We start from the raw sequence: 19,393 nt of genomic DNA on the forward strand, positions 1-19,393 counted from the left end.
ATTTTGACTTGTACGTCTATTAATATCTGTAGTAGTCAGGCTTAAATGGACCTTCAACAGTTACACCTATGTATTCTGCTTGATCTTGAGAAAGCACTTCTAAATCAACACCTAATTTTGAAAGGTGTAAAGCAGCAACTTTTTCATCCAAATGCTTTGGCAATACATAAACTCCAGGCTTATAGGCGTCCGTATTATTCCAAAGTTCAAGTTGGGCTAAAGTTTGGTTTGTGAAAGAGTTTGACATCACGAAAGATGGATGACCAGTTGCACAACCCAAGTTCACTAAGCGACCTTCAGCTAAAACAATGATTTCATTTCCATCAATGTTATAAAGATCCACCTGAGGTTTAATCTCGATTTTAGTATCCCCGTAAGTACCATTCAACCAAGCCATATCGATTTCATTGTCGAAGTGACCGATGTTACAAACGATAGTCTTATCTCTCATTGATCTGAAATGCTCCTCAGTGATAATGTTTTTATTACCAGTGGCGGTGACCACGATATCTGCTTCTTTCACAGCATCTGTCATTTTCTTTACAGCGTAGCCATCCATTGCTGCCTGAAGCGCACAGATTGGATCTATCTCAGTAACGATTACACGAGCCCCAGCTCCTCGAAGAGACGCAGCAGAACCTTTTCCTACATCACCATATCCACCCACTACAGCTACTTTACCAGCCATCATCACATCAGTTGCTCTTCTTATTGCATCAACCAATGATTCTTTACATCCGTATTTGTTGTCAAATTTAGATTTGGTAACAGAATCGTTCACGTTGATAGCAGGCATTGGAAGAGTACCTTTTTTCATTCTTTCGTAAAGTCTGTGCACTCCGGTGGTAGTCTCTTCAGAAAGACCTTTGATACCAGGTACTAGCTCAGGATATTGATCCAACACCATGTTTGTCAAGTCTCCACCATCATCCAAAATCATATTCAATGGCTTGCGATCTTCACCGAAAAACAAGGTTTGCTCAATACACCAATCAAAATCTTTTTCATTCAAACCTTTCCAAGCATAAACTGAAATTCCTGCGGCAGCAATAGCAGCAGCAGCGTGATCTTGAGTAGAAAAAATGTTACAAGAAGACCAAGTAACTTCAGCCCCAAGAGCAACTAAAGTTTCGATCAATACAGCAGTCTGAATAGTCATGTGAAGACAACCTGCGATTCTAGCACCTTTAAGCGGCTGAGATGCACCATATTCTTCACGCAAAGACATTAAACCTGGCATTTCAGCCTCAGCAAGTTTAATTTCTTTTCTTCCATACTCTGCCAAGGAAATGTCTTTAACCTTGTATTGAACGAATTTTTCAGATTTTATTTCTGACATATTATTGATAGTTAACGTATTAATTTCACTAAAAACCTGCGCAAAGGTACCGCTTAATATTTGGAATCTAAAATTTTAAGGGACTATAGGAAAGAGATCTCTTTCAATCCAAAAACCGCTATTTCAGCATTTTTTAACTCTATTTTTAATTTCCCATCCGCAGATATTCCAACAATTTTTCCTTCGAATTGTTCTCCATTTGATGAATAATTAGCCCAAATTTCTTTTCGGTACAGGTTCATCAGATACTCCTGTTTTATTTCTTTCCACTTCCCTTTCTTCAATTGTATATACCCTTGCTCAATTTGAGTAATCAAAAGCCGAAACAATTCTTCTAAATTAATCTCGCTACCTGTGATCAATTTAATCGAAGAAGCTCTATTAGATTCAAAATCAACCTGATTGACATTGAGCCCAATTCCAACTACAGCAAATTCCCATTCCTTGCCAGAAAATGTATTTTCGATCAAAATCCCACCTATTTTTCCATACCCAGGAACAACCAAATCATTTGGCCACTTTACCTCTATAGTGGGCACATAATCTTGAAGCATTTGTTTCAAACTATTTGATATTGCCATATTTAGGTAAAACTGCTCGGTTATATCCATGAAATCAGGTCTAAGAATCAGGGAGAATGTTAAATTCTGTCCTGCTTGCGAGCTCCAACTATTCCCTCGCTGACCTTTGCCTTTGCTTTGGTGGTCACAGATCACAATGCTCCCTTCTAAGGCACGCTTTTGCCTGACCAAATTAAGAGCAATGTCATTAGTCGAGTGACACTCTGGCAGGAAATGAACATCTTTCCCTAAAAAAATCGTATTGGCAAGAATTTTATACATAAATTTTGAATTCGTCTAAAAAGGATGTTTTATACGCGACGTTGCAAAATTAAATGAATAATATGACAGCAGAAGAGCTGAGCAAAGTAATCATCAAAGGAATGGAGGAAAAGAAAGCCTCAGACATTGTTTTATTGGATCTAAGAAATATCAAAAACACCGTGACTGATTTTTTTGTTATATGCTCGGGCAATTCTGATACACAATTAGACGCTATAGCGGATTCGATTGAAGAACAAGTATTTAAAAGTGGCCAAGGAAATCCATGGAAAACTGAGGGAAAAAGTAGCCGTCAGTGGATTTTAGTAGATTATGTGAACGTTGTGGCACATATTTTCCTTAAAGATAAAAGAGCATTTTATGGATTAGAAGACCTTTGGGGGGACGCCAAAGTCACCCGAGTTGGATAAAAATCAAGAACTTTCAGCTTAACCCTCCGTTTACCTTAAGTTTATGAAATTACCGTTATAAGAAATGAGCGATACTAAGAATAATAAAAACAAAAAATTTACTCCAAAGGCCCCTCAAAAGCCCAATTTTCAGCTTTGGCTGATTATAGCTGCAGTCGCAGTCCTACTTGGTCTTACTTGGATTCAAAATAGAAATGCAGTTGTAGATATTACTCAAAAGAGATTTGAGGATATGTACCTAGCTGGAGATGTCTCTAAAGTAACCATGGTTAAAAACATGGAACGTGTAGACGTCACTCTCAAAACTTCCGCATTATCCACGGATAAGTATAAGACTGAATTGGAGTCTAATTCAACTTTTTTCAATCCACAAGGGCCTCACTATTCATTTGAAGTAGCATCTGTAGATAAATTTGCACAGGATTTCGATATACTTAAGGAAGAAGTTCCGCAAGAAAACCGCATAGAGCTATCTGTTGCTACCGAAGAAAACTGGGGTAGCTATTTCAGCAGCTTTGGATTCCTGATTTTATTATTTGTGCTTTTCTGGTTTATGATGCGCCGCATGGCTGGACCATCTGGTCCAGGTGGACAAATCTTTAACGTAGGCAAATCCAAAGCCCAATTATTTGATGCTGAAAACAAAGTCAAAATCACTTTTGACAATGTGGCAGGACTAGACGAAGCAAAAGAAGAAGTTCAGGAAATCGTTGAATTCCTTCAAAATCCAGGAAAATTCACAAAACTAGGCGGTAAAATACCTAAAGGTGCCTTGCTTGTAGGCCCTCCAGGTACTGGTAAGACCTTGCTTGCAAAAGCTGTAGCCGGTGAAGCTGGCGTGCCTTTCTTTACTTTATCAGGTTCAGATTTCGTAGAAATGTTTGTAGGTGTAGGTGCTGCCCGAGTTCGTGACTTGTTTAAGCAAGCTAAAGAAAAGGCCCCGTGTATCATCTTTATTGATGAGATTGATGCCATTGGTAGATCCAGAGGTAAAGGACAAATGCCAGGCTCTAACGACGAGAGAGAGAATACGCTTAACTCCCTTTTGGTGGAAATGGATGGTTTCGGCACTGATACTGGGGTTATCGTAGTTGCTGCGACCAACAGACCAGATGTTTTGGATAGCGCATTGCTAAGACCAGGTCGCTTTGATAGACAGATTTCTATTGACAAGCCAGATATAGTAGGAAGAGAAGCTATTTTCAAAGTACACTTGAAGCCTATCAAAACGGCAGACGATGTAGATCCAAAGAAATGTGCCGCTCAAACTCCAGGATTTGCTGGTGCTGAAATCGCTAACGTATGTAATGAGGCAGCTCTTATTGCAGCTAGAAGAAATAAATCTGCAGTGGATATGCAGGATTTCCAAGATGCCGTTGACCGAGTGATCGGTGGTTTGGAGAAGAAAAATAAGATAATATCTCCTGAGGAGAAGAAAATTGTAGCCTTCCACGAAGCAGGTCACGCAGTAGCTGGCTGGTTCTTGGAGCACGCTGATCCATTGGTTAAGGTAAGTATTGTTCCTCGTGGAGTTGCTGCTTTAGGCTATGCACAATACCTGCCAAAGGAGCAGTTTTTATATCAAACAGAGCAGTTGATGGATGAGATGTGTATGACACTAGGTGGTCGTGCAGCTGAAGAAATAATCTTCAAAAAGATCTCAACTGGTGCTTTAAGTGATTTGGAACGAGTGACTAAGCTGGCTTACTCCATCGTTTCTGTTTACGGTATGAATGATAAAATCGGTAACGTTTCGTTCTATGATTCAAAAGGTGACGGTTACAAAATGACCAAGCCTTACTCCGAAACTACTGCTGAAGTAATCGATGAGGAGGTTAGAAAATTGATTCAGTCGGCTTATGACAGAACTAAGGAATTGCTTACTCATAGAATCAAAGAACTTGAAATCTTGGCTAAAGAGCTATTGGAAAAAGAAATTCTATTCCAAGCTGATTTGGAGCGATTGATTGGAAAGAGACCTTTTGATAAAGAAACCACGTATCAGGCGTTCACCAATAAAAAAGATTTGCCTAAGGAGCCAGATTTAATTTCTAAGGACGAGGAGAGCAATCCTGAATCTTCAGATCCTCTTGTAGATCCTATTCCGGAGCCAAATTCTGATAATCGAATCATATAAAATAAGCCCCGAATTAATCGGGGCTTTTTCTATTTAGTTTCCTCCCGTTTATCTTTAGTCATGCAATTACCCCCGTTGGATTTTCCACTGAATGGAAAAAAAGTTTATTTCGCATCAGATTTTCATCTTGGAGCGCCCAATGATGCTGAAAGTAAAGTGCGCGAAAAACGGATTATAGGCTGGTTAGATAAGATAGCTGAAGATGCTGCTGCTATCTTTTTGGTGGGAGATATCTTCGATTTTTGGTTCGAATATGGGCAGGTAATCCCTAAGGGTTTTATTCCATTTATTTCAAAGATTCATCAACTCAGAGAACGTGGTATTCCTATAATTTTTTTTACAGGAAATCACGATTTATGGATGAAAGACTATTTTACCGTAGAGTTGGGAATACCAGTTTACACGCATCCTATTGAGCTAAAAATAGAAGGAAAATCAATCCTTGTTGGACACGGTGATGGACTTGGCCCTGGAGACAATTCTTATAAAATCCTTAAGCGAGTTTTTACGAATCCTGTTGCAAAATGGCTATTCAGATGGTTTCATCCCGATCTAGGAGTCAAACTAGCAAAAGGATGGTCAGGACATAGTCGGATCACAAATAATAAAAAAGATGAAAATCGCTTTCTGGGAGACGGGGAATGGCTTTGGACATATTGCAAGGAACTTGAACAAAAAAAGCATCATGACTACTACATTTTTGGTCATCGCCATTTGCCATTGGAATTAGCTGTAGGATCCAATTCCACTTATTTTAATCTTGGAGAATGGGTTACCCAAAACACATTCCTGTCATTTGATGGTCAAGAAGCAAAGCTTACTACCTTCAAAGGATGAGATCTCTTTTCATTTTGATCCTGTATGTATTTCCATTTTTTGGAAAGGCTCAAAGTCCTAATTCACTTGGATCTCCTCTAGTTGAAATCGCAGTTGACAACCTTGACTTAATTTCCTTTGACACTAAGGATCAACTATTTGCCAGCAACACTTCAGGAGATATTTACCTGTTCAGCCAAGAAGGCAAGCAACTCAACCTATTTTCACCAGCTCGCCAAGGAAGATTAGCTCAATTAGAAGCAGGCTGGACAGTTAACATTTTTAGCTTTTCTGAGGATCTTCAAGAGTATAGGATTTTGGATAGATTTCTGAATCCTTTGGCAGAAAAAGGATTTCTACTGGCAGATATTAACTTAGCCAAAGCATCTACGCTAGGAAACAATAATGTGGTCTGGGTTTGGGATGAATCAGATCTGAATTTGAAGTCATTGGATTATTTGAGAAATCAGATCATTCAATCTCAGCCTCTTAATTTGATTGTGAACTCAAGCGATTTGAATGTCTCTGAAATCCGAGAATTCAAGAATCGATTGTTTATGAATGTGCCAGATACCGGTATTTATATTTTTGATAATCAAGGGAATCTGATGCGAAAATTAGAAGTAACAGACGTCAATAAACTTTGCTATTACAACGAGCATCTTCTTTGGATCGCTGATGATAAACTGATGGCAATATCCTTATCTACCAACGAAACATTGACCTTAGCTCAATTGGATAGTCCAGAAGGTATTTACCTTCAAATCGGTCAAGAAAGATTAGCTGTAATTTCAAAAAACAAAATTAGCCTTTATCCTACTCCCGACTGGATAAAGTCATTAAAGTAAAGCGGTTTCTTGTTACTGCATCATACTTTATTCAACATTCAGAATTCAACATGTTCAAAAATCATCAAAGTTCAGCTGCACAAGAAGCAGGACTGCACTACGTCACGTGCTATTTGAAAATCTCCGAGCCTTCTTTAGTTAAAAGAAATATCAAAAAAAGGCCATTTCATTGCTGAAATGGCCTTTAGCACTTTGTCAATTGAGAGCTATTAGTTGACTTTTACCAACTCAATATCAAAGATCAAATCTTTTCCTGCCAACTGGTGATTTGCATCCAGAGTGATTTTCTCAGCATCAACACCAACAACAGTTACTGGCATAGGCTGACCATTTCCTCCCTGAAGAGTCAAAGAGAGTCCGATTTCAGGCTTGATATCAGCCGGCACTTGTGCGATAGGCACATCAATCATCATATCATCTCTGCGCTCGCCATAAGCTTCAGCAGCTGGAATTGTTACAGTAACTTTTTCGCCCAACTTCATGCCGTCAACTGCAGTGTCAAAGCCTTTAATCATATTTCCGTCGCCTAAGGTAAATCCTAGCGGTTCGCGATTTGCTGAAGAATCAAATACGCTTCCATCTTCTAATTTTCCAGTGTAATGCACTTGAACTGCATCCCCTTTTTTAGCTTGCATAGTCTTATTTTTTAGTAAAGGACAAAGTTACAAAAATCTATTAAGGGAGAAAATCCGACACTAATGTCCGATTTTAGTATAAAAGCGTACACTTTTGGACACTTCTCCCTCAAAAACCCATCCTATTGCCTTATATTAGGGTTGGCATCATTTTGCCATACTAAAGACCAAACGATTAACCATGGAAACTCAAGATTTAGGCAAGATTCTTATCATCGACGATAACGAAGACTTATTATTTGCCGCCAAAATGCTTTTAAAGAAGCACGCCAAAGAAGTCATGATAGAAAAGGATCCACGTAGAATTCCTTTTTTGGTCAACAACAATAATTACGATGTGATCCTGTTGGACATGAACTTCCGTGAAGACACAACCTCAGGAAAGGAAGGTTTCCACTGGCTGAAGCAAATCAAAGAGATAGATCCAAAAGCTGTAGTCATCCTGATTACAGCGTTCGGAGATGTGGAAATGGCTGTGCAAGCGCTAAAAGAAGGAGCGACAGATTTTATATTAAAGCCTTGGCAAAATGAGAAGTTGATCGCTACCCTATCAGCTGCTATCCGGCTCAAAGAAAGCTACAACGAAGTAGACAAGCTGCAGAAAAAGCAAAAACAGATGCAGACGGACATGAAGAAGCCTTACACCGACATCATCGGCCAAAGTGCTTCAATGAAGAATATCTTTTCGATTATTGATAAAGTGGCTCAGACTGATGCAAATGTCTTGATACTGGGAGAAAACGGAACAGGTAAAGAACTGATTGCTAGAGCAATTCACGATAGATCTCTTCGTAAGGATGAGATTTTTGTAGGCGTAGATATGGGTGCCATCACCGAAACCCTATTTGAATCAGAACTTTTTGGACATAAAAAAGGAGCTTTTACGGACGCCAAAGATGATCGTGCTGGTAGGTTTGAAGTTGCTGATCAAGGGTCCTTATTTTTGGATGAAATCGGAAACTTATCATTGCCGCTTCAATCCAAGCTTCTAACTGTTTTGCAGCGAAGAGAGGTGACTAGAATAGGTACCAACAAAGCCATTCCTGTTGACATTCGTCTGATCTGTGCTACCAATATGCCTATTCACGAGAACACTTCTGAAAATGCATTCCGCCAGGATTTATTATATAGAATCAACACGGTAGAGATTTTCTTACCACCACTTCGCGAGCGTCAGGATGACATTCCTATTTTGGCCAATCACTTCCTAAAAAGTTACAGTCAGAAATACCGCAAAAACTTCACTGGCTTTACTACCGCTGGTATGGACCTTTTGCAGCATTACGGATGGCCTGGAAATATCCGTGAACTTCAGCACGCAATCGAACGTGCCATCATTATGGCTGAAGGTGACACTTTGGATTCAAGAGATTTCTTCTTCCTTTCTGCCAAGCCAGCTTCTGACAAAGCTCCAACTTCAGTCACATTGAATCTCGACGACATGGAGAAAACAACCATTCAGCGAGCTATTGACAAAAATGGCGGTAACATTTCTAAAGCAGCTAAGGAACTTGGTTTGACCAGAGCATCCTTGTATAGAAGGCTGGAAAAATATGGACTATAAAGTTGGCTTACTTGGGAGAATCGCCTTTCTAGCAGCTTCTCTTTTTCTTCTTGCCTACGCTATGATCGATAGTTGGGGAGTCTTTATGATTTCCCTACTTCTCGTTTTGGTCGTATTTCAAATTATCTATTTGCTCCGTTATTCAGAAGGATCCTTCAAGAAAGTGCGTGTTTTCCTCGACAACATCAAGCAGGATAAATACTCCCAACTCTATCCTGTGAAGTTTGATGGGACAGAAACGGATGACTTGCATATAGAATTCAATGCGATTCTCGCAAAGCTTAAAGAAGATCAAGCTGAGAAAGAAGCAAACTATCAGTATTTCCGGTCCGTGTTCAAACACCTGAGCATAGGTTTGATCACCTTTGGTGAAAATGGTGGAATCCAAATAGTGAATACTGCAGCCAAGCGAATACTTGATGTAGAGGAATTGAAGAATATTGGTGAAATCGAAGGAATAAATAAAGAACTACACCTGGCCATCAATAATCTCCGTACTGGAGGAAGTGAATTGATCAAGATCGCACATCCTGATGGCATCATGCAGCTTTCTGTTTATGTCATCGAACTTTTGATGCGTGGGGAGAAATTCAAATTGGTTTCCCTTCAGAATATCCAATCTGAACTCGAAGAAAAAGAAATGGAAGCTTGGCAAAATTTGGTCAAAATCCTAACTCATGAGATCATGAATTCCATCGCTCCTATTTCTTCTTTGGCAGGAACAATCCAAGGTGAAATGGAAAGCAAAATCGAACAGGTGGAGCAAATCACTCCTTCAGAAATGGAAGATTATTTGATGGGAATTAGTACGATAGAAAAGCGTAGTCAAGGACTAATCAGCTTCGTATCTGACTTTAGAAGTTTGGCGCATATTCCTGCTCCAAAGTTCAGCAGTATTGCTATCGCAAAGCTTTTCCACCAGTTAGAGGTTTTATTACAAAACCAGATAGAAACACATCAAATAGAATTGATCAAAGAAATTAACCCTAAAGAACTCATCCTATTTGGCGATCAAACTCAGATCGAGCAAGTGCTGATCAACCTTACTCAGAATGCTATTCAGGCTGTAGAAGATTCTGAAGTGAGGAGAATAATCCTAAGGGCATTTATTGATGAAGCTGGGAAAATAATACTTGAAGTGGCTGACACTGGTAAAGGGATCGAAGAGGAAGCACTCTCCAAGATTTTCATTCCCTTCTTTACTACCAAATCCAAGGGGTCTGGAATTGGTTTGAGTTTATCCAAACAGATTATGCGACGTCACAAAGGCAATATTCAAGTGCGATCCACTCAGGGTGAAGGGACAACTTTTAAGTTGATTTTTAACGGGTAATCTTTTAGCGAGGTAGTCTTCAATCAAAAAGACGGAAGTTAAAGAGTAAATCTTTTAACTATACAACTATCAATCTTTCAATAACTCAGCAACACCTATGAATAAAGTTTATACGGTCTTTAAAAAGACGCTATTCTACTTTGTGTGTCTGTTCTTATTTATTTCTGTTTCGGGATACATATACGTCTATGTTATTCCAAAAGGTCCAGAAGTCACTGCTGCTAATCCATTAAAAACCGAGAAAGATTCATTTGTAATATATACCTACAAAGATTCCAAAAAGAAATCAATCAGAGTTTGGACTTACAAACCAGAAGGCTGGAAAGATCAGGACAAGATAGTTTTTGTTATGCACGGAGGAGGAAGGAATGCAGATGATTACCTAGAAGCTTGGATTGATCTTGCAGAAGAAAATAACATCCTTGTTATTGCTCCTGAGTTTGAAAATAAGCTCTCGAAATACACCATGAATGACTATCAGGAGGGGAATCTATTCACCTATTTTGGAACAAAAAATGGGCATGATGAATGGGCATTTACTGTAGTCGAGAATATTTTCGATCATGTAAAAACAATCAATTCAATCAGCAACAGTACCTACGATATTTTTGGACATTCAGCGGGTGGTCAATTCGTTCATCGAATGGTAATGCTTATGCCCAAATCAAGAATAAAAACAGCAATAGCAGCAAATGCTGGGCTATACACTTTTCCTAACAGCAATCTGAAATACCCTTATGGGATTAAAAATCTAGAGCATGGAGAAGAACTTATCGAAGAAGGATTTGGGAAAAATCTAATTCTACTTACTGGTGAACTTGACAATGACCCTAAATTAGGCACCTTCACCACGACTGATCTTGCTATGAAGCAAGGGGCTAACAGGCTGGAAAGGGGAGCACATTTTTACAATGCAAGTGAAAAATATGCCTATGATAATAATATTACTTTCAACTGGAAAATTGATACGGTACTAAACGTAGGACATGATTACAGGAAAATGTCTGAAAGCAGTATTAAATGGTTAAGCAGACTTTGAAAATATGTAGAAAAGTAGCTGGCTTTGGTTTATGAAAGATTCAACTCTCCTACTACCTAATAACTCCATGAAGAAGGGAGATCTGTTTTTATTCGGCTTCATCCTGCTCAAGTTTGTACTGCAATACCTTCTTATAGACCCAAGTTACGACCTGCATCGTGACGAATACCTGCACCTCGATCAAGCTCATCATCTGGCTTGGGGATATATTTCGGTCCCACCTGTGACATCCTGGTTTTCTTACTTGATTTACCTGTTGGGCAATACTGAGTTTTGGGTAAAGTTCTTTCCAGCCCTTTTTGGGGCACTGACAATTACCCTGATTTGGAAAGCTATCGAAAGACTTGGAGGCAGTTTGTATGCACAGTCCTTAGCGGCGATTTGCCTGATCTTTTCAGCGTTAGCAAGATTGAATATCCTTTTCCAACCCAATTCCTTTGATATTCTGGCTTGGACTTTTGTGTTCTATTCCTTGCTCTCTTATATCAAAACGGGTAAAAATAAATGGCTGTATTGGTTGGGAGTTGGGGTCGGGTTTGGCTTTCTGAACAAATACAACATCGCTTTTCAAGTTCTTGGATTAATACCAGCTTTGTTTCTGACTTCAGATCGGAAGATTTTCAAAAACCCAAATTTGTATGGAGCATTTGGTTTGGCTTTTTTAATCGCCTTACCTAACCTGATTTGGCAATTGCAAAACGACTTCCCTGTACTTTGGCACATGCGAATGCTCAGCAAGTATCAATTGGTCAATGTCAATCGATTGGACTTTTTGACAGAGCAATTTTTCTTCTTTTTCGGATCGAGTTTCGTGTTGATTCTGGCTTTTGTTTCTTATTTCCAACATCCTTCGTTTCGAAAGTATCAGGTATTCTTCTGGACTACCATTTTCACCTTAGCCATATTTACCTTTTTCAGGGCAAAAAACTATTATGCAATCGGCCTCTATCCTATTCACTTTGCTTTTGGTGCTATTTATATTTCACATGTGCTAAGCAAAAGCTGGGGTAAGTACCTGAAGCCAGTGGCGATGATTATTCCCATTAGCCTATTTGTAGTCTCAGCTCCGATGACCTATCCTATCGGAGATCCGGAATACCTAAAAGGAGTACAATCCCGACATCCTGACCTGATGGAAAACCGCTGGGAAGATGGCGAAATTCATGACTTGCCACAGGATTTTGCAGATATGCTGGGGTGGAAAGAACTGGCAGAGAAAGTTGACCTCGCTTATTCCAAAGCGCCTTCGGATGAATACACGGTAATTATTTGCGACAATTATGGCCAAGCTGGAGCTATTAACTTTTACACTAAAACCAAAGGCTTGCAGGCAGTAACTATGAACGCAGATTATGTCAATTGGATAGATCTAAGCGGGGAAATCAAAAATGTGATTTTGGTCAGAGAAGTGGAAGATGGAATTAGCGAACGGGAGATTTCTCTTTTTGAAAAGTCAGAAAAAATAGGATCTATCACTGATCCGAATGCGAGAGAATTTGGTACCTCGATACACTTATTACTAGGAGCTAAAACTGATATCAATGCAATTTTAGCAGCGGAAATTGAAGAGAAAAGAATGGAGTTAAAAACAGTTAACTGAGGTAGCAAACCCAGGAAAGTTTTCGTCATCTTCTTGAAACTAATTTCTTTCCTATGCGATATGCCTTTTTGATTACCTTCACACTGCTTGCTCAGCTCACTTTTGGTAAAGTGAATTCATCAAAAGAAAACAGTACTACTGAGAAGCAAGCACTGGGATTCACTTTCGGTCCTCCAGAAAATAAAACCTTTATTGACAGTACTTTTAACTTCACCAAACTAATTTTTCATACTTCCACTTGCTATGGAAATTGCCCTGTCATGCATCTTGAGATTTCTGAGGATAGAACAGTGAAATTCTCTGGAAACTATTTTAAGGATGAAAATTTTTATGAGATTGACTCAGCCAGGTCTGGGAATTTTACTGGTCAACTGCCTGAGGAGATCTATAATGAACTTATTGAATTGATTATTCAATCCAACTTGCCAACAGAGAATAATACATCAGAAAATATACTCTGTTGCGATGGCGCTGTAAAAACTATTATTCTATACCAAAACGGGGTTAGGAAGTATTACAAAGCGATGGTTGAAGCCAAACCGATGAAAGAATTGATTTCCTATTTATACACTTTTCCTGAAAAATTAGAGTTAACCGCGGCCGATGAAAATTTTAGATTTGAGAAGTAGTTAATCAACTTATCTATCTGGGATAAATCCTCGTGGGTGAAAATAGCCTAGCTGGGAATTAAAAACACAATACCACTATTTTTCCTCTTCTCTTTTGTTCCTTTGTGGCTAGAAGAATTTCACCTTTTCGTTCTTTAGAACAGAATAAATCCCATTCATGAATACATACAAACAAATCGAAGCCGCAATCCTAGCGGCATCGAATATTCTTATTACCGCTCACAAATCAGCCGATGGTGACTCTGTCGGTTCCTCTTTGGGACTATTGCATTTTATAGAAAAGCTTGGGAAAAAGGCCACTATCTGCCATCCTGACAAAGCGCCTGATTTTTTAGATTTCCTAGACTTATCACCCATCATCACGATGGATCAAGACCCGGAAAAAGTAACCGAGGCGTTCATCGAGGCAGACTTGATCTTTTGTCTTGACTATAATTCTACGGACCGAGTGGGCAAGGAAATGCAGGTTTTGCTAGAAGCACCCACCTGCACACTTATCATGATTGATCATCACCTTGATCCGCAAGGATTCACCTCTCTAACGATCTCCGAAACATCTGCTTCCTCCACGGCAGAATTGATTGTGGAGTTAATTGAGCAGTCAGGAAATGAAGCTTTATTGAATGAAAAAATTGGAACTCCTCTTTACGTAGGAATTCTGACTGACACAGGTAGCTTTCGATTTAATTCCGTCAAACCACGAACTCATGAAGTCCTTGCCAAATTGCTAGCTGCCGGTGTCAAACATCATCTGATTCATGAATCCCTGAATGATACCAATACAGCAAGTAGACTTAGACTTCAAGGATTTGCAATGTCCCAAAAGATGGAGATTTTGAATGAGAATTCTGTTGCAATTATTCCCTTAACTAAAGAGGAATTGGCCGCCTATGATTACAAAAAAGGAGATACTGATAGTCTTGCCAACCTTGCTCTATCCATCAAAGGAATGAAAGTAGCCATTATGCTTTCTGAACGCGATGGCATTATCAAGATGTCTTTTCGATCGAAAGGAAAAGAAAATCCTGTAAACACCTTAGCCGCAGCCCATTTCGATGGAGGCGGGCATGCAAATGCTGCGGGAGGCATGAGTGAACTCTCTATGCCTGAGACTTTAGATAAAATCAAAGGCCTAATTCCTGCGTATTTTCCTGTTTAGATAGTCTGAGCTATTTACGGCTTTCATCATTTTCTTATCCTATAGGTTAGTGTTGATTGCGAGAAAAACAAATAATCAAAAGTTCGAGGTCAGAAAAATACCTTAAACCTTTCGCCCCGGCGACGTAATGAGGACCGCATAAAAAAAACTCCCTGCGAAATGAATCACAGGGAGTTTTACTTTGGTGGCTTTTAGTGCTAATTAGTCTTTCAAAGTCACTGTTCTGGTTACTTCATTGAATCCACCAGGTATCAAGTTTCCATCAGCATCAAGCAACTCCAATTTCACAGTCACTTCACCTTTTGGAAGACCTTTGATTACATAAGGAGCCCATTCTGTGATCATAAATTCCTGACCGTTGATAGTTGCTCTTACTTTATTCCCATCTTCAGATAGTGTAGTATTCAACAAGAAGAAATCCAATAATAAATTCTCCGTGTCTGCTCCAGTATACTCTCCTTTTGGACGGCTGTAAATCATCGTTGGCTTGTCGAAATCCACATTCATATCATCACTGGCAGTTCCAACAACCATTTTCTTGGCAATAAAAGAATTAGAATTCTTTACTGACTCATGATATGATCTGCTCAAGAAAGCAACCAAAAAATGCGTTCCTTCTGGCATTTCTCTTTTGAACTCAGACTCATAGTGCGCTGAATATGGCTCATTGTCCAATATAAAGTGAATATGCTGACCTTTATCAGAATTAGCCAAATTACCAGCCATTCCATTACGTTCAGTTACCTCCCCCAAATTGTAATCCTTCACGTCAAAAGCAAAATCAACTTCTCCAGCTTTTGCAATAGTAGTGTTAGAAGGATTTTTGAGAGTTAAAGAAGACGAAGCATATGCCGGAGAATCTGTGAATTTCTCAATTGAAATCGCTGCCGGAGCAGTCATTTCTGTTTCCTCCATGACTACTTCTTCATTCTCTGCCTTTTTCGGTTGGCAACTTACCGCAATCAAAAGTGCCGCAGCAGCTGTACCTAATATCTTAACATTCATAATTTTCAATTTTATTGTATTTGGTTTTCAGTATAAATTTCGCAAATGCCATTCCATAGGAGACTCAACTTGTTTTTAGATTTATTTTGGCTCCAGACGGATAAAAATTCAAACAACGACTTAATCTGTTACATTAAATCTGAAGCAAAAATAGTCAAGAAGACCGCCCTAAACCAATATTTAGGTTTTTTTCAAGAGAAGAACTCAATTCACCTTCTTTTACTACCCGTTAAAAATGTAACAGAAATTTTTAAAATAGTGTGAACCATCAGATTGGCACTCGTGATGGTTTTTCCCCACTTCGGGAATAAAATCCTCAACGTTTACCATTGAGATTTATGGAAAGCCCGCAATTAGAAAGCAAGTATTTGACGAGAAATAGGCTTATGGTTTCTCAGGAAGAGCTCAAACAGTCCTTGAAATTTTCAATGTAAATTGATAAAAGGTGAAATCATGAACCCTCATTTTATTAAAATAAATTCAAAATACCGATCTTAAGATTTAAGATTCTTTTCTAATTAACAATCCCATGAAAGCCGCCATTCGAAGATCATACGGTTCACCACATGTAATCAAAGTTGAAGAAATCCAGAAACCAACCCTTAAGGACAACGAAGTTCTAATACGTATTTTTGCTACCACGGTGAACCGAACAGATTGTGCTAATTTGACTGGAAAGCCTTTTATCATGCACCTAATGCTAGGTTTGACGAAACCCCGAAAAATAGTCCTGGGTACTGATTTCGCTGGTGTGGTGGTTGCAACTGGAAAGGACATTGATTCATTTCAGGTCAACCAACGCGTTTTTGGTTTTACAGATATGGGACTGGAATCACAAGCTGAATTCATGGCCTTGAAGCCAAAAGACAACCTCATTGTCATCCCTGAGCAGATTGATTTCGCGCAGGCTGTGGCAAGTCTGGAAGGTGCCCATTATGCACATTCATTTATTCTTAAATCTGGAATTCATTCCGGACAAAAAGTCCTGATCAATGGTGCCACAGGTGCAATTGGGTCTGCTTTACTACAGTTTGCAAGAACTTTTGATGTGAAAATCACAGCAACTTGCAGTACTGAAAACATTGAACTGATGCGTTCACTGGGAGCTGATCAAGTTGTCGATTATACCAAAGAAGATTTTACGCGAGGTAGTAGAAAATATGATATTGTGTTTGATACGGTAGGCAAAAGTACTTTTGGAAAATGTAAGCCTATATTAAAAAAGAATGGAACCTACATTTCTTCAGAATTGGGACCCTATTCCCAAAATATCTTCTACTCAATCTTCACTCCTCTTATTGGTGGCAAAAAAGTCAAATTCCCTATTCCCTATCCGTTGACTTTTACACTTCCATATATCAAATCCAAAATGGAAAAGGGTGTTTTCAAACCACTCATCGATCGGGAATATCCCCTGAAAGAGATAGCTAAAGCGTACGAATATGTCCTCTCAGGTAAGAAAATTGGTAATGTGATAATCAACGTAGCAAATGAAAGAGTTCTTTAAAGACATATTCGAATACCATTATCATTTTAACCAAAAGTTGGTGGCGCTTTTTATTGAAAATAAAGACAGTCTATCAGAAAGGACTATTCCGCTGTTTTCTCACAACATAAATGCACACCAGATTTGGAATTCGAGAATTCTAGGAAAGACTCCACTGGGTGTGCACCAGCTCCACAACCTTGAAACTTGTAAGAGTCTAGATGATTCTAACCTCGAGGACACCTTACTGATTATTTCAGAATTCGATTTTGGCAAACGAATAAAATACAAGAATAGTAGCGGTGGAGAATTTGAGAACTCAGTACAAGAAATCCTATTTCATATCTCAAATCATTCTACTCATCACAAAGGGCAATTGATTTCCGACCTACGGCAAAACGGAATTGCTCCAATGATCACGGATTACATTTACTACAAAATATAAAACCCCGGGAAATTCTTCCAAAAGTACATGCTGCAATTAGTCCCTATCCCTGCATTGTTTTGATTTCTTCAATCAATTCGGCTAGCCGATTTCTCAGTATTAATGGCTGCTTCACCACTACCAAATCAGATAGCGAGATCACCCACCGCACAAATCCCTCAATGGATGAATTCATAAAAGTAATTTCTGTTATGTCTCCTACTCTCTCTTCAGAGACGAATCCATAATTGTACTTTGAATTTGCGAGGTATTTCATAGCTCCATCCGGAACTTTCAGAATGATTTGATGAAGCTTTTGTTCAGCAGAAACTTGGTCCAAATAGGATTTCAATGTGGGATGCTTGGCCGTGGAATAAGAAATTTCCGAAACCTCAAGCTTACTAAATCTGTCCAATCGAAAGGTGCGGTAATCATTTCTCAATCTGCAATAGGCTATCAAATACCATTGTTCAAAGGAGTGAAACATACCAACTGGCTCCAATTCTCGCTCTGTCTTCTTTTCCGGATCAAAGGTAACATAGGAACCCAAGAGCACTTTTTTCATGGAAATAGCTTCCAGTACTGTGTGAAATGCCTTACTGGATTTATCCATTACTTGGGATGGATTTGACTTTAGCACTTGTATTGTGTCTTGCACTTCCACCAGCAAATCCTTTTCGGAGGACTTCAGCACAGCTTTGATTTTGATAAGCGCTTCTTTGAAAAACTTGCTACTCTGCTCACCAAGCGATTTTTCCACCAACTTCTCCGCAACCAGCATAGACAATGCTTCTTCTTTGGTAAACATAATCGGCGGAAGTCTGTATCCCTCGACCAAGGAATATCCCTGCCCTGCCTCACCGATAATTGGCACTCCCGACTCCTCTAGCGATCTCACATCTCTATAGATCGTGCGCAAACTTACTCCAAAACGAGTAGCGAGTTCCGAAGCCCTGACAGTTCGCTTGGATTGCAAGTGAGTAAGAATGGCAGTTAGCCTATCTATTCGATTCATGGAAAAGAGTTAATCTGATTATCTGAATTTTGCGAGTTACCTATTTCTCTTTCCTCAACTGGCCGGAAGACCGAAGCACATCAACTCCTGAATTACCCCAATCCTATGTTGCTTTTGGCTATTTACTGGTAAGAAAGCGGAGGCACGAAAAGTTAACTTCTGAGAATGTAAAGAAACTTGAAAAAACTTAGAATTTCTCGGAAATACCAAAATCCTACTGACATAGGGCTGACACAAGTCAGTTGTTTATTTGAGTATTCTTAAACAAAACATAGAGAAAATGGAAACTACAGAAACATTGAATGAGACTCAACTCATCACCAAAGATCAACTGCTAAATCAATGGCTAGGACAGCGTAAGGTTACTCGCAGAGTTTTGGACGCCTTTCCGGAAAAAGAACTTTTTGAATTTACCATAGGTGGCATGCGAACATATGCTCAGCTAACGAAAGAAATGCTAGCTATGGATGGTGCTACCGCAAAAGGAGTGGCAACGGGAGAATGGAGCACACTTGATGAAGAAAAATCCGAGCTCACCACTAAAGCAGATCTATTGGCCAGTTGGGATGAATCTACTGAGAAAATCCAAAAGTACTGGAAGCAAATATCCATCAAAAACTTCCAAGAAAAGGTAGTTGCCTTTGGGCAATATGAAGGTACAGGCTACAGCATTCTATTTTATGTAATGGACAATGAAATCCACCATCGCGGACAAGGTTATGTTTATTTGCGGGCACTAGGAATTACACCTCCTAACTTCTGGGAGCAGTATTAATCTATATAGCTATGCCTTATGCGGTTTGTGGAAACACAGACCGCTACTAAAATTATATAATATGTACATCCGCTTTTGTGCCAGTATGGAGTCAAAAGCAAAAAAGGATATGTTAAACTTAAGAATTGAGGCCACTTCAGCCTGTCCCGTCAGTGCTTCGGTCATTTGTCATCCTACCAGATAATAAAAGATTCTAAGGTGACTGGCATCTTTGCGGATAATAATATTCTATAAAGCATAATGCTTTGTAAATCAATACACTTACTCAAATTATCAATTCTTGTGTAGCGAAAAGATCACCTCATGCGTCTTGGTATTGATTTAAAACTAAAACCAA

General features: G+C 39.2%; 18 protein-coding genes. 13 read left to right on the forward strand and 5 right to left on the reverse strand.

Annotated elements, in window-relative coordinates:
* Window positions 1-19: 19 nt before the first annotated feature.
* Window positions 20-1,339 carry an adenosylhomocysteinase gene (ahcY, locus tag QOL76_RS10360; protein WP_283412886.1) on the reverse strand — a complete coding sequence of 440 codons (1,320 nt, stop codon included), beginning with the start codon at window positions 1,337-1,339 and terminating at the stop codon, window positions 20-22.
* Window positions 1,340-1,422: 83 nt separating this feature from the next.
* Entirely contained in the window at window positions 1,423-2,181 is a 759-nt protein-coding gene (locus tag QOL76_RS10365) for a biotin--[acetyl-CoA-carboxylase] ligase (protein WP_283412887.1), read from the reverse strand.
* Between the two features lie 62 nt (window positions 2,182-2,243).
* On the opposite strand from QOL76_RS10365, the gene rsfS reads away from it, so the two are divergent.
* The 4 genes from rsfS (at window position 2,244) to QOL76_RS10385 (ending at window position 6,392) form a co-directional block, all read left to right on the forward strand.
* Window positions 2,244-2,591 (forward strand): ribosome silencing factor, encoded by a 348-nt coding sequence (gene rsfS, locus QOL76_RS10370; RefSeq protein ID WP_283412888.1) that lies wholly within the window; start codon window positions 2,244-2,246, stop codon window positions 2,589-2,591.
* A 64-nt stretch (window positions 2,592-2,655) separates the two neighbouring features.
* On the forward strand, window positions 2,656-4,728 hold the full coding sequence (gene ftsH, locus QOL76_RS10375) for an ATP-dependent zinc metalloprotease FtsH (RefSeq protein ID WP_283412889.1): 2,073 nt from the start codon (window positions 2,656-2,658) through the stop codon (window positions 4,726-4,728).
* 60 nt (window positions 4,729-4,788) lie between these two features.
* Window positions 4,789-5,565 (forward strand): UDP-2,3-diacylglucosamine diphosphatase, encoded by a 777-nt coding sequence (locus QOL76_RS10380; protein ID WP_283412890.1) that lies wholly within the window; start codon window positions 4,789-4,791, stop codon window positions 5,563-5,565.
* A complete protein-coding gene (locus QOL76_RS10385; protein ID WP_283412891.1) occupies window positions 5,562-6,392 on the forward strand; it encodes a hypothetical protein in 831 nt (276 codons plus the stop codon). The genes QOL76_RS10380 and QOL76_RS10385 overlap by 4 nt, the downstream gene beginning before the upstream one ends.
* 209 nt (window positions 6,393-6,601) lie before the next feature.
* On the opposite strand, the gene QOL76_RS10390 is transcribed toward QOL76_RS10385, so the two are convergent.
* On the reverse strand, window positions 6,602-7,027 hold the full coding sequence (locus QOL76_RS10390) for an FKBP-type peptidyl-prolyl cis-trans isomerase (RefSeq protein ID WP_283412892.1): 426 nt from the start codon (window positions 7,025-7,027) through the stop codon (window positions 6,602-6,604).
* Between the two features lie 181 nt (window positions 7,028-7,208).
* Here QOL76_RS10390 and QOL76_RS10395 point away from each other — a divergent pair, with 181 nt between their 5' ends.
* The 6 genes from QOL76_RS10395 (at window position 7,209) to QOL76_RS10420 (ending at window position 14,351) form a co-directional block, all read left to right on the forward strand.
* Window positions 7,209-8,591: a sigma-54-dependent transcriptional regulator gene (locus QOL76_RS10395; protein ID WP_283412893.1), complete on the forward strand. Its 1,383-nt coding sequence runs from the start codon at window positions 7,209-7,211 to the stop codon at window positions 8,589-8,591.
* Window positions 8,581-9,924, forward strand: coding sequence for a sensor histidine kinase (locus QOL76_RS10400; protein ID WP_283412894.1), 1,344 nt, complete (start codon window positions 8,581-8,583; stop codon window positions 9,922-9,924). Before QOL76_RS10395 ends, QOL76_RS10400 begins: the two co-directional genes overlap by 11 nt.
* 97 nt (window positions 9,925-10,021) lie before the next feature.
* On the forward strand, window positions 10,022-10,963 hold the full coding sequence (locus QOL76_RS10405) for an alpha/beta hydrolase family protein (RefSeq protein WP_283412895.1): 942 nt from the start codon (window positions 10,022-10,024) through the stop codon (window positions 10,961-10,963).
* A 67-nt stretch (window positions 10,964-11,030) separates the two neighbouring features.
* A complete protein-coding gene (locus QOL76_RS10410) occupies window positions 11,031-12,563 on the forward strand; it encodes a glycosyltransferase family 39 protein (protein WP_283412896.1) in 1,533 nt (510 codons plus the stop codon).
* Between the two features lie 53 nt (window positions 12,564-12,616).
* Window positions 12,617-13,192 carry a DUF6438 domain-containing protein gene (locus QOL76_RS10415; protein ID WP_283412897.1) on the forward strand — a complete coding sequence of 192 codons (576 nt, stop codon included), beginning with the start codon at window positions 12,617-12,619 and terminating at the stop codon, window positions 13,190-13,192.
* A 157-nt stretch (window positions 13,193-13,349) separates the two neighbouring features.
* The gene (locus QOL76_RS10420) at window positions 13,350-14,351 is read left to right on the forward strand and encodes a DHH family phosphoesterase (protein ID WP_283412898.1); all 1,002 of its coding nucleotides are present in this window, start codon (window positions 13,350-13,352) and stop codon (window positions 14,349-14,351) included.
* Between the two features lie 201 nt (window positions 14,352-14,552).
* Here QOL76_RS10420 and QOL76_RS10425 read toward each other — a convergent pair whose 3' ends face one another.
* Window positions 14,553-15,356, reverse strand: coding sequence for a hypothetical protein (locus QOL76_RS10425; protein WP_283412899.1), 804 nt, complete (start codon window positions 15,354-15,356; stop codon window positions 14,553-14,555).
* A gap of 529 nt (window positions 15,357-15,885) precedes the next feature.
* Here QOL76_RS10425 and QOL76_RS10430 point away from each other — a divergent pair.
* Both QOL76_RS10430 and QOL76_RS10435 read left to right on the forward strand, forming a co-directional pair.
* A complete protein-coding gene (locus QOL76_RS10430; RefSeq protein WP_283412900.1) occupies window positions 15,886-16,863 on the forward strand; it encodes an NAD(P)-dependent alcohol dehydrogenase in 978 nt (325 codons plus the stop codon).
* A complete protein-coding gene (locus QOL76_RS10435) occupies window positions 16,847-17,287 on the forward strand; it encodes a DinB family protein (protein WP_283412901.1) in 441 nt (146 codons plus the stop codon). The genes QOL76_RS10430 and QOL76_RS10435 overlap by 17 nt, the downstream gene beginning before the upstream one ends.
* 43 nt (window positions 17,288-17,330) lie before the next feature.
* On the opposite strand, the gene QOL76_RS10440 is transcribed toward QOL76_RS10435, so the two are convergent.
* Window positions 17,331-18,281, reverse strand: coding sequence for a helix-turn-helix transcriptional regulator (locus QOL76_RS10440; RefSeq protein ID WP_283412902.1), 951 nt, complete (start codon window positions 18,279-18,281; stop codon window positions 17,331-17,333).
* 280 nt (window positions 18,282-18,561) lie between these two features.
* Here QOL76_RS10440 and QOL76_RS10445 point away from each other — a divergent pair, with 280 nt between their 5' ends.
* Window positions 18,562-19,056: a DinB family protein gene (locus QOL76_RS10445; RefSeq protein ID WP_283412903.1), complete on the forward strand. Its 495-nt coding sequence runs from the start codon at window positions 18,562-18,564 to the stop codon at window positions 19,054-19,056.
* Window positions 19,057-19,393: the final 337 nt, after the last annotated feature.

This window comes from Algoriphagus winogradskyi (genome assembly GCF_900182815.1).
Classification (GTDB): Bacteria; Bacteroidota; Bacteroidia; order Cytophagales; family Cyclobacteriaceae; genus Algoriphagus; species Algoriphagus winogradskyi.